The organism is Pontibacter amylolyticus (assembly GCF_014638845.1).
In the GTDB taxonomy this organism is placed as follows: domain Bacteria; phylum Bacteroidota; class Bacteroidia; order Cytophagales; family Hymenobacteraceae; genus Pontibacter; species Pontibacter amylolyticus.
Window position 1 is genome coordinate 552,849 of sequence record NZ_BMFP01000003.1, and the last position, 11,981, is coordinate 564,829.

9 protein-coding genes are annotated in these 11,981 nt (G+C 52.3%); 4 read left to right on the top strand and 5 right to left on the bottom strand.

Going from position 1 to position 11,981, the window contains the following annotated elements:
- Positions 1–153 precede the first annotated feature (153 nt).
- Both IEV97_RS10495 and IEV97_RS10500 read left to right on the top strand, forming a co-directional pair.
- Positions 154–2,346, top strand: coding sequence for a catalase (locus IEV97_RS10495; protein WP_188501466.1), 2,193 nt, complete (start codon positions 154–156; stop codon positions 2,344–2,346).
- A 699-nt stretch (positions 2,347–3,045) separates the two neighbouring features.
- Complete coding sequence (locus IEV97_RS10500) at positions 3,046–5,634, top strand: M1 family metallopeptidase (RefSeq protein WP_188501467.1); 2,589 nt, start codon at positions 3,046–3,048, stop codon at positions 5,632–5,634.
- Between the two features lie 75 nt (positions 5,635–5,709).
- On the opposite strand, the gene IEV97_RS10505 is transcribed toward IEV97_RS10500, so the two are convergent.
- The 5 genes from IEV97_RS10505 to hslV form a co-directional block, all read right to left on the bottom strand.
- A complete protein-coding gene (locus tag IEV97_RS10505; protein WP_188501468.1) occupies positions 5,710–6,981 on the bottom strand; it encodes a hypothetical protein in 1,272 nt (423 codons plus the stop codon).
- A gap of 246 nt (positions 6,982–7,227) precedes the next feature.
- On the bottom strand, positions 7,228–8,199 hold the full coding sequence (locus tag IEV97_RS10510; protein WP_188501469.1) for a deoxyhypusine synthase family protein: 972 nt from the start codon (positions 8,197–8,199) through the stop codon (positions 7,228–7,230).
- 113 nt (positions 8,200–8,312) lie between these two features.
- Positions 8,313–8,630 carry a DMT family transporter gene (locus tag IEV97_RS10515; RefSeq protein ID WP_188501470.1) on the bottom strand — a complete coding sequence of 106 codons (318 nt, stop codon included), beginning with the start codon at positions 8,628–8,630 and terminating at the stop codon, positions 8,313–8,315.
- A gap of 61 nt (positions 8,631–8,691) precedes the next feature.
- On the bottom strand, positions 8,692–9,261 hold the full coding sequence (locus tag IEV97_RS10520) for a Crp/Fnr family transcriptional regulator (RefSeq protein ID WP_188501471.1): 570 nt from the start codon (positions 9,259–9,261) through the stop codon (positions 8,692–8,694).
- Positions 9,262–9,278: 17 nt separating this feature from the next.
- On the bottom strand, positions 9,279–9,821 hold the full coding sequence (hslV, locus tag IEV97_RS10525; RefSeq protein ID WP_188501472.1) for an ATP-dependent protease subunit HslV: 543 nt from the start codon (positions 9,819–9,821) through the stop codon (positions 9,279–9,281).
- Positions 9,822–10,163: 342 nt separating this feature from the next.
- Between hslV and IEV97_RS10530 the strand changes: the two genes are divergently transcribed.
- On the top strand, positions 10,164–10,997 hold the full coding sequence (locus tag IEV97_RS10530; protein ID WP_188501473.1) for an FkbM family methyltransferase: 834 nt from the start codon (positions 10,164–10,166) through the stop codon (positions 10,995–10,997).
- Between the two features lie 66 nt (positions 10,998–11,063).
- Entirely contained in the window at positions 11,064–11,906 is an 843-nt protein-coding gene (locus tag IEV97_RS10535) for a 1,4-dihydroxy-2-naphthoyl-CoA synthase (protein WP_188501474.1), read from the top strand.
- Positions 11,907–11,981: the final 75 nt, after the last annotated feature.

Genomic DNA, 11,981 nt, shown 5'->3' on the forward strand with positions numbered 1-11,981 from the left:
TCTATTCTTAAAGTCTTATTTTAATTCCATTTTAATCTTGTTTAGTTTCACTTTTTCTTAACCACTTAAAATACTAACCCGTATGGTTGGAGTGAATTCCGCACACGAATATTAAAAGCTATACCTCACCTACATCCAAAAACAAACAAAACCATGGAAGAGAAAGACAAGCACAAGGCCAAGCCTACCCACGTCGACGAAAACATCAAGAACAAACAGCTCGAACAGTTTCGGGAGGATGGCAAAGGCCAGTATATGACGACTGATCAGGGAGTACGGGTGAACCATACAGATGACTCCTTAAAAGCCGGCCAGCGCGGACCGACACTAATGGAGGATTTTCACTTCCGCGAGAAGATGACCCACTTTGACCACGAGCGTATGCCGGAGCGCGCGGTGCATGCCCGCGGTGCCGGAGCCCATGGGTATTTTCAGCCTTATGAGTCGATGGCGGCCTACACCAAAGCCAAGTTTCTGAGCGACCGGAGTGTTAAAACGCCTGTTTTTGTGCGTTTCTCCACGGTGGCGGGTTCTCGCGGATCGGCTGACACGGTGCGCGATGCCAGGGGTTTTGCCACCAAGTTCTACACCCAGGAAGGAAACTACGACCTGGTGGGCAATAACATCCCGGTGTTCTTTATCCAGGACGGCATCAAATTCCCGGATCTGGTACATGCCGTGAAGCCAGACCCTGACAATGAAATACCTCAGGCCTCCGCCGCCCAGGACAGCTTCTGGGACTTCATTTCCCTGATGCCGGAGTCCACGCACATGATCATGTGGTTGCTGTCGGACAGGGCCATCCCCCGAAGCTTTAGAATGATGGAAGGCTTTGGCGTGCATACCTTCCGCTTTGTAAACGAGGCTGGCAAGGCCCGCTTCGTCAAGTTCCATTGGCGTCCGGTGTTGGGCACGCACTCGCTTGTGTGGGACGAGGCGCAGAAATTAGCCGGCAAAGATCCGGACTGGCTGCGCCGCGACCTCTGGGACGCTATTGAGCAGGGCAATTATCCGGAGTTTGAGCTCTGCGTGCAGATGGTGGACGAGGCAGATGAATTCAAGTTTGACTTCGACCTGCTCGATGCGACCAAGATCATACCGGAAGAGCTGGTGCCGCTGAAGCCCATCGGCAAGATGGTGCTGAACCGAAACCCGGACAATTTCTTTGCTGAAACTGAGCAGGTGGCCTTCCACCCCGGCAACCTGGTGCCCGGCATCGATGTGACCAACGACCCGCTTTTGCAGGCGCGCCTGTTCTCATACCTGGACACCCAACTGAACCGCTTCAACAGCACCAACTTCTCTGAGATTCCGATTAACCGACCGGTTTGCCCGGTGCATAACTTCCAGCAGGACGGCTTTATGCGGCAGACCATCAACAAAGGCAAGGTAAACTACTGGCCTAACTCCCTGGCCAATGGCTGCCCGATGATGGCGCCCGAAAATATGGGAGGCTACGTGCACCACGCCGAGAAAGTAGAAGGCCACAAAATCAGGGCCCGTAGCAAGAGCTTCGACGATCACTATTCGCAGGCTACCCTGTTCTGGAACTCACTCACAGAAGATGAGAAAACCCATCTGGTCGACGCTGCCCGCTTTGAGCTTGGCAAGGTAAACACCAAAGCCGTACGTGCCAGGCAGCTGGCCAACTTCCACAGAGTAGACCCGCAGTTTGCCGCCCTGGTAGCCGCAGGCATTGGAGTTGAGGTGCCAATAGGCGATGACTCCATCCCAACCGGAAACTTTGTAGCAGATGATGCCTCTAAAAAGATGGCGAACGGCCAGTCTGTAAAAGACTCTCCGGCTGTAAGTATTGACAGAAACAAGAAGGAAGTAGCCAAGTCCAGAAGAGTCGCGATTCTGCTCGAGGATGGTTATGATTACAACGAGGTGATGCAGGTAAAGGAAGCACTGGAAGCGGCTGGCGTTACAGTAGAGGTTGTATCCAAGTTCCAGGGCAAGCGCCTCTCCAGCACCGGTCAGGAGATGGAGGTGGACAAGAGCCATGTAACCACCGCTTCCATTATGTATGATGCCGTTTACATTCCGGACGGAGAGAAGAGCGTGCGCAAAATGATGGGACTGGGTGACGCCCTGCACTTTGTAGCCGAGGCCTTTAAGCACTGCAAGCCAATCGCGACCTCCGGTTTTGGCATCAACCTGTTGGAGAAGGCTTTTGTGGTGGGCGTGAATTTCGCTGACAAGGAATCTGGCAAGGTAGTTTCCCACTCCGGTGTGATAACGGCCGGAGCCAACGCCGACGCAGGTGAATTTGCCAATATGTTTGTTGAGGCCATTAAGAAGCACCGCCACTGGGATCGGGAGAAAAACATGACGCCAGCTTAAGCATTTAGATGTTTGTTATTGATTGTTTGTTTGGAGCAAGAGCCGCGAGTTTCGTGGCTTTTGCTTTTTATGGGGTGGTAAGGTTTGTCTGAAGCAGGATTCTGGTGCACGATTGTCATGCCCCTACCCCCAAGCGGGGAATCACCTCCCCTAACCCCTCCTAAAAACAGAGGGGGACTTTCTGCTGCTACCAATTCACAGGTATAGGCACTGTAGTTCCTGTTTTGCAATACCGGGTCCAACCACCCCTGCCCCTCCTTGTCTAAGGCGGGGAATGTGTAATTGCCATATTCAGGGTATATGCACTGTAGTCTCAGCTATCCGTGCACGATTGTCATCCCCCTACCCCCTTCAAAGGGGGACTCGTGCCATTGCCAGTGTCAGGTATAAGCGTTGTCGCTCCTGCCACGCACCCCTGGCAGGTATAGCAAGAGTAACTAGCACTGAAACTACGAAGTATATAGCTAAGACAAGTGCACAAACGACGATTTTTTGTTTGAGCGTTCAGCGAGTTCAAAATCGTCTTGACTTTTTTGCCTACTTTTTGTGTCAAGACAAAAAGTAGGGCCCGCCCGGCTAGGGCAAGCTACACAGCAAGGCAGGTTGCCATACCTGCAACAAGCTATTACTACAACGCCAGGTATAGGCATCCCCGCTTCTCAAAATCCCTTATATTTACAAACACCCTCAACACAAACTATGTCCAAACACAGCTATACCTTTAAAGCCGCCTCCCTGGCTTTGTCTCTGGCAATACTGAGTGGCTGCAGCAAAGGCCCTGCAACCAGCGCCTATACCTTGCCGGTAGAGACCGGCGTTTCTCGCGAACTGGCGGAGCACCGCAACCAGATGCTGCGCAACGTGCAGTATGAAATCAAACTGCAGATCACCGCTGGCAAGGACGCGCCTATACCTGCTTCGGAAATCATCTCTTTTAACCTGCTTAGCAAGGCGCAGGCCCTGCAGATCGATTTTAAGGAGCAGCCCGACCAACTGCACGCCGTACGGGTGAATGGAAAGCAGATACCGACCGTGTTTCAAAACGAGCACATCGTCATCGAGCAACGCTACCTGCAAAATGGCCCGAATCAGGTGCAGCTCGACTTCACGGCCGGCAACCTCTCGCTCAACCGCAACGAGGACTACCTCTATACCTTGCTGGTGCCGGACCGAGCCCGCACCGTGTTTCCCTGTTTCGATCAGCCGGACCTGAAAGCGGTCTTTAAACTTACACTCACGTTGCCGCAGAACTGGAAAGCGCTGGCTAACGCTCCGCTGCAGGACTCAGTTGTAACGGGCGCGACCAAGACCTATACCTACCAGCCTTCCGACACCATCCCGACATACCTCTTCTCGTTTGTGGCCGGAGAATTCAGCAAGGTGAGCAACAGCGACCGGAGACGGACCATGCACTTCTACCATCGCGAAACTGATCCGGACAAACTCAGGCTAAGTGTTGACCCGATCTTCAGCATACACCGCGATGCGCTTGCTTTTATGGAGGATTATACCAAAATCCCCTACCCTTTCCGGAAGTTTGACTTTGTGGCTATACCTGATTTCCAGTACGGCGGCATGGAGCATGTAGGCGCAATTGACTACAAGGCCTCTACCCTGTTCCTGGACGAGGGCGCAACCAAGGACCAATTAGTGGCACGCTCCAACCTGATCGCGCACGAAACAGCGCACATGTGGTTTGGCGACCTCGTGACGATGCGCTGGTTCAACGACGTGTGGATGAAAGAGGTGTTCGCCAATTTCATGGCCGACAAGATTTCCAAGACGACAGTAAAGGACAGCAATTATGACCTCAAGTTTCTGATCGACCACTTCCCGGCGGCCTACAGCGTGGACCGCACAGCAGGCGCCAACCCGATCCGGCAGGATCTGGCCAACCTGCAGGATGCCGGCTCGCTTTACGGGCACATCATCTACCACAAGTCCCCCATCATGATGCGGCAGTTGGAGCGGCTGATGGGCGAAGAAGCCTTTCGGGAAGGGCTGCAGGTATACCTGAAAACCTACGCCAACAGCAACGCCACCTGGCCACAGCTGATCGAAATACTCGACGCCCGCACGCCTGCGGACCTGCAGGCCTGGAACCAGGTATGGGTGAACGAGCCGGGACGCCCGGTTTTCAACAGTACGCTGGATGTAGAAGATGGGAAAATCAGCGTTTTTTCTATTTCACAAAAGGGTGAGGACGGGTCAGATCGCTTGTGGCCTCAGCTTTTCGAAGTTGCGCTGGTTTACGATGACCGTGTAGAAGAATATACTGTGAACATGGACCGGCCCTCCATCGAATTTCAGGAGGTGGTTGGGAAGGAATGGCCGCTTTATGTTTTGTTCGACTCCTCCGGACAGGGCTACGGGACCTTCCCCATTGATGCCCGCGGCATAAGCTACCTACCCAAACTGCAGAACCCTGTGATGCGCGCCTCGAGCTACATCAACCTGTATGAAAACATGCTTAACGGGGTAGATATTACACCTGACATGATACTATACATTGCTCTTCTGCAATCACCTAACGAACAGGAAGAGCTGAACCTAAAGCTATTGACAGGCTACCTGAGTGACACATTCTGGAAATTTACCAGCCCGGAGCAAAGAGCTACACTAGCACCTGCATTTGAAAAAAATCTGTGGGAGGCGATGGAAAAACAAACGTCCGGCAACAACAAAAAGCTCTTCTTCAAAACCTACCAGAACATTGCCATGACCAAAGAGGCGCAGGACAGGCTACACCAGGTATGGCGAGATCAGAAAGCACCAACGGGCGTCACGCTCACCGAAGATGACTATACCTCCCTGGCTCTTTCACTGGCCGTGCGCGACTATGCCGATTCGGAAGGCATATTGCGGCAGCAACTAGCGCGTATCAAGAACCCGGACCGTCAGAAGCGTCTGCAATTCCTGATGCCGGCCCTGTCGGGCGACGAACAGGTGCGGGACGCCTTTTTTGCCTCGCTCAAGGACCGCAGCAACCGCGACAAGGAAGCCTGGGTAGGCACCGCCCTCTCCTATTTGCACCACCCACTGCGTACCGCTTCCTCGGAGAAGTACCTGCGCGAGAGCCTGGAGCTGGTAGAGGAAATACAACTCACCGGCGACATCTTCTTCCCTACCAACTGGCTGCAGTCCACCTTCGGCTATTACCAGACGCCAACGGCCGCCACCACCATCCGCACGTTCCTGGCCGAGCACCCGGATTACAACCCCAAGCTAAAGGGCAAGATTCTGCAGGCCGCGGACCATGTGTTCAGGGCGGAGAAACTGGTGAAGTAAAATTTGCCAGCAACGACCATTATCAGAAAGCGTTGCCTGTTTAGAACCGGCAGCGCTTTCTGAGAATAGCGGATTTTACTTTAATTTATAGCCCAGCCGGACGGTTACTGAATTATTGGCAGTTTTCACTCCCTTCGCAGCCGAGAAACCATTTCCGTTTTCAAGCCTCACCTCCGCCTGCACGTTCCTCCATTCTCCTCCTATACCCAGCAGCAGTGCCTGCTCATGCTTCCGCATGCTACTTGCCATTGGATTACCTTCTTTGTTGTTAACCGTTGAACTGGATGGGGTATAGGTCAGCTGCCTGCTTTTATCATTTAAGATGAAACTGTTGCCAATGCCCAGGCTAAGGTATGGCTTTATGCCCTTGTCCAGGAGCCGGTAGCGGCCTAGTAGGTTGATAGCCATTTGGGACATCTCAAAGGTGGTGGTATATTCTGTGTATACCTGCTCCGTATGCGGGTTCACATGTTTGAAGGTTCCCTCCGTCCAATACGCTTTGTAGAGCAGTTCCCCTATCAGGGCATATTTGCCATGGCTTCTGGGCAAAGTGGCCATAAAGGAGGTGCCGAAGGTATAGCCCATACCTGTGAACTCCGGTTCGCTCAGCGCCCTGTTCGGATGGCCATGGATGTTCAGGGAGGTATACGAAACGCCTCCTATAGCATAAACATTGAACTTTATCTTCTCTTCAGCGGCCACATAATCACCCTCGTTGCCGCCGGCGCACATGTTGTATTCCTGCACCAGACTTTTCAAAGCAGACGGCTTAAAAGCTACCTTGCTTATCTTGTCGGCCAAATCCTGGCAGTCCGTCATTCTGGCGGTCAGCGTTCCCCTGTAAACCGGCAGTTTCACAATACCTGATTTGCCGCCTGTCCGCTTCATAATGGACCTGTACACCAGTTCAACGGGAGCTTCGCCTTCTTTCTGAATGTAGATGCGCTCCTGGGCATCCGGTTCATTCAATGTGTACAAACTCACCCTTCCTTTGACCAGGGCACGCAGAAACACAGTGTCCCGCACCATGCTGGATTGACTATCGTAGAGGTAAGTGCTGCCTAGCTTTGTCACGTTCTTTTCTTTATCCACGGCGTGCACCTCGTACCTGTCACCTGAAGCAAGCAGGAAGCCTTTGATATCTCCCACCCCGAGTCTTTGTGTGTTGAAGCTGGCCAGGTCCTGCTTCACTTCAATAAAGGTGGGACTCCTTTTCCAGTTCTGGTCGTTGATGTGCGCCTGCACGGTGTCTCCCTGGTGCGTCACGTACTGGCCCGCCACAAACCTCTTCTGCCCAAAGGCGAGCGCACAGGTGAGCAGTAAAATAAGTGTAAAGGTTGTTTTCATGTATGACCTGTTATGAAAATATAATGGAATTAATATACTAGGTAAGCTTGGTTTAAGATTCAGTTCTAGTATTTTATACCTGTTCCCGGACCAACACCCGGCTTAACTTTCAAGGTCTGTCACTAAGGGACTTCTATCGTTCAGAACCGATGCCAAACAAAAAGCCCGCTGCATCAACAGCGGGCTTCTTCCTTATAAATATCAATAGTCTATTGTCTTTTGTCAAATAGTCCTTTGTTTCAAAACCTACATATCCAGCACAATCGCAAAGATAAGCGGCGCTACGATGGTGGCGTCAGACTCGATCATGTACTTCGGCGTGTCTTTACCCAGTTTGCCCCAGGTGATCTTCTCGTTTGGCACAGCACCTGAGTACGAACCATAGCTGGTAGTAGAGTCAGAGATTTGTGCGAAATAGCCCCACAGCGGAACACCTGTGCGCTGCAGGTCCTGGTGCAGCATCGGTACCACGCAGATTGGGAAGTCGCCGGCAATACCACCGCCAATCTGGAAGAAACCTACTGTAGACTCCTCTTTCGCGTTCTGGGTATACCAGTCGGCCAGAAACATCATGTACTGTATACCTGTACGCATGGTGTGCACATTCTTGATGTCGCCGCTGATCACGTGGCCGGCATAGATGTTACCCAGCGTAGAGTCTTCCCAGCCCGGGCAGATGATCGGCAGGTTCTTCTTGGCAGCCTCCAGCATCCAGCTGTTCTTCGGGTCGATCTGGTAGTACTGCTCCAGCTCGCCAGACAGCAGGATCTGGTAGAAGAACTCGTGCGGGAAGTAGGATTTGCCTTCCTGGTCGGCTTTCTCCCAGAACTTCAGCACCGTGTGCTCGATACGGCGCATCGCCTCTTCCTCAGGTATACAGGTGTCGGTCACGCGGTTCATGTGGCGGCTCAGCAGTTCTTCCTCGTCGGCAGCTGACAGCTCGCGGTAATGCGGCACGCGCTCATAGAAATCGTGCGCCACCAGGTTGAAGATATCCTCTTCGAGGTTAGCACCGGTACAAGAGATCGCGTGCACCTTGTCCTGGCGGATCATCTCGGCCAGGATGATACCCAGCTCAGCAGTAGACATAGCGCCTGCCAGCGTGATCATCATTTTGCCCCCGTTGTTGAGGTGCGTCTTATATCCTTCTGCAGCGTCGATGAGCGAAGCAGCGTTGAAGTGCTTGTAGTGCTTCTTTAAAAAATTAGATACTTCCATTTCCTTGTGTTTATGCTTTTACTAATTCGTGTTTATACTCCTGCAACTCTGTATGAGTTAAGAAAAGATGATTTCCGGCAAAGATAAGCTTTAAATTGACATCCCTCCCCTTCCTACTTCGACACCAGCTTTAGCCCGATAATGGAACCGATGAGCAGGAAGATGAAGAAGAGGCGCCAGAAGTCGGCCGGCTCCTTGTAGAGGATCATGCCGACGATCACCGTGCCTACTGCGCCTATACCTGTCCAGACGGCGTATGCGGTGCCCATCGGGATGGTCTGAATGGCTTTGTTGAGCAGGAAGAAGCTCAGGGAGATGCACAGGAAGAAGCCGACTGACCACTTCAGCACACTAAAGTTGTTCGATAACTTGAGACAGGTGGTAAACCCGATCTCAAACATGCCCGCAATGATTAAGTATATCCAGCCCATTTTTCCTTTTTTACAAAGGTCGGGACTGTGGGGCAGAAGAAATTTAACAAATGTTAAAAAATCACCGGACCTGCGCCCGGATGCGGCTCAGGGTAACCTGTGTAACGCCTAGGTAAGAGGCGATCTGGTTGAGGGGCACACGCTGTATGAGACCGGGACTCTGCTCCAGCAGGGCTTTGTAACGTTCGGTGGCCGACTGGAACTGAAAAACCATGAACCGCTCCTCTGTCTTGATGAGTTCGTACTCGGCGAGCTTGCGGCCCCAGTTTGCCAGTTCAATATTGTTCAGGTATAGGTCCTGCAGACGGGCCAGGTCTATGGCGTGTACCACCGCGTTTTCGAGTAGCTCCACGGTTTCGTAGCCGGGCTTGTTGGCCACGTAGCTGTAGTAGGAAAGCAGCATCTCGTTTTCGGCACCAAACCAGAAGGTCACCTCCTGGTCGTTGCGGTAGCAGAAGGCGCGCGCGATGCCACGCTCAATGAAAAACACCTTGTGGCTCACTTCCCCCTCCCGGAAAAGGATACTTCCTTTGGGCAATTCCTGCCGCTGCATAAGCGCTGTGAGCTGTCCAAAAGAAGTATCAGAAATGGGGTATAATTGCCGGATGGCCTGTTCGATGGTCTGCACCATGTGCGCTATACCTGAGGTTATTTGGCCGGTTTTTCCAGCACCAGGTTGTGGTTGGTGTAGATGCAGATGTCGGCGGCAATGGTCAGACTCTCGCGTACCATTTCTTCTGCGGTAAGGTGCGGTGCGTGCTTCTTCAGGGCCAGGGCCGCCGCATGGGCAAACATGCTGCCCGAGCCGATGGCGGCGATCTGGTTGTCGGGTTCCAGCACGTCACCGGTGCCGGAAATGATGAGCAGTTCCTCTTTATTAGCCACGACCATCATAGCCTCTAACTTGCGCAGGTACTGGTCTTTTCGCCAGTCCTTGGCCAGCTCGATGGCGGCGCGTTTCATGTTACTCTGGTAAGTGTTAAGCTTCTCCTCGAAGCGCTCCAGCAGGGTGAAGGCATCGGCGGTGGAGCCGGCAAAGCCCGTCACGATCTTGCCGTCGAGCAGCTTACGGATCTTTTTGACATTGCTCTTGGCAATGTGCTTGTCCATGGTGGCCTGTCCGTCGGCGCCCACGCATACTTCTCCGTTGTGGTATATGCCTACTACTGTAGTCGATCTTATTTTTGCCATTGCTGTGTGTTGGTTTATGTGAAGGTATACGGCTGTTTCAGGACAAAAGAATTTTAGACAAAGGACAAAAGACCTAGGATGTACAGCCCATAGCCCATACCTCGGTAAAACTCCTGACTCACCTGCATTTCCTACAAATGATTCTGCCTTGCTGCTTGCCGTAGCTAGCTTGTGCTAAAGCTACAGTTTCTGCAAACAAAAAGCCAAAGGTATGGCAGCCGACAAAATGGCTGGTTGCCGTACAACAGGGCTGTATATTAATGAAAGAAGCCTTATCTTAGCAGTGCAAGAGCCTTTGTGTCAGGTATACGCTCTGCCAGTCACGTTATAACAGCCACCCGTATGCTGACAATTTTCAGGTTATGGAAACTTGCCTTCAGCCGACAGCACACACAGCTGGCAGGGCGATTGCGTACCTTTTATACCCTGCTCCACATCCATACACAGGCCAAGCTCAGCAAGAAGACAGGCGGACTAATTCCATTAAAACTGGAAGGCTTTACAATAGCAGGGTATAGCTACGTAACCTTAACAGAGCTTTACACCGATATTTTCATCAAGCAGGTATACCGGTTCGAAACAACTGCCAAAAAGCCTTTCATTGTTGATTGCGGTGCTAACATTGGCATGTCGGTGCTTTATTTTAAGCAGCTATACCCTGAAAGCGAAGTATGGGCTTATGAAGCGAATCCGGATGCCTTTGCCCTCTTGCAACATAACGTAGAGGCCAATAAGTTAAAAGGCGTGCACTTGTTTAACTACCTGCTATCGGATACGGAAGACGAAGTTGACTTTTATATACCTGCCGCCACAGCCGGTCTGAACGGCTCACTTCATCCTTCCATTGCCAAAGGCAAAAAGCAGCGAATGAAGGCTTACAGGCTATCCGGCTTGTTGCCTGAGCATAAAACAGTTGATTTTGTAAAGGTGGATATAGAAGGCGCTGAGTTTAACGTTTTGGGAGAGATCAGCCAGTCAGGACGTATGAAGGACATACGCCAGCTTGTAGTAGAGCTGCATGCCAGCAGGGAGAGCGCACAGCTGAAATACAACGAGTTACTGGCCATCTTCGGAGCGGCCTACCGGCACGAAGCTGTAGGTGACCAGTATACCCTGGAATTTCCACACCTCGTAAAGTTCACCAAACAAGACCCGCTGACAAGCACGCATTGCTAAGAGCCTGCCGACGATGTTTGCTGCAAAGCTGAAAATGCGATAATTTTACATCAAAAACCGACGATAATGAGCAAAGCAAACTGGGTAACAGTTAAAGAATACGAAGACATTACCTACAAGAAATCCAATGGCGTGGCCCGCATCGCCTTCAACCGGCCGAACGTGCGCAACGCCTTCCGCCCGAAAACAGTGGGCGAACTGTTCGAGGCTTTCCTGGATGCGCGCGAAGACACCTCGATTGGGGTCGTGCTGTTATCGGCTGAGGGGCCTTCTACGAAAGACGGGGTATACTCTTTCTGCAGCGGCGGCGATCAGAACGCCCGTGGACACCAGGGCTATGTGGATGAGGCCGGCATGCCGCGCCTGAACATCCTGGAAGTGCAGCGCCTGATCCGCTTTATGCCGAAAGTGGTGATCGCCGTAGTGCCGGGCTGGGCCGTGGGCGGCGGACACTCGCTGCACGTAGTATGCGACCTCACATTGGCCAGCAAAGAACATGCGATCTTCAAGCAAACGGATGCCGACGTGACCAGCTTCGATGGCGGCTACGGCTCGGCTTACCTGGCCAAAATGGTGGGTCAGAAACGTGCCCGCGAGATCTTCTTCCTGGGCCGCAACTACTCGGCGCAGGATGCCTACGACATGGGCATGGTGAACGCCGTGATCCCGCACGCCGAACTGGAAGACACGGCTTACGAGTGGGCGCAGGAGATTTTTGCCAAGTCCCCTACTTCGATCAAAATGCTCAAGTTCGCCTTTAACCTGACCGACGACGGCATGGTGGGCCAGCAGGTGTTCGCCGGCGAAGCCACCCGCCTCGCCTACATGACCGAAGAAGCCAAAGAAGGACGCAACGCCTTCCTTGAGAAGCGCAAGCCAGACTTTAAGGATATTAAATGGATTCCGTAAGGAATAGCCTTCAGGTTGAATCGTCCTGAAATAAGTTGACAGATTTAACAAGGTCCCGGTTTGTTTAGGCAGGCC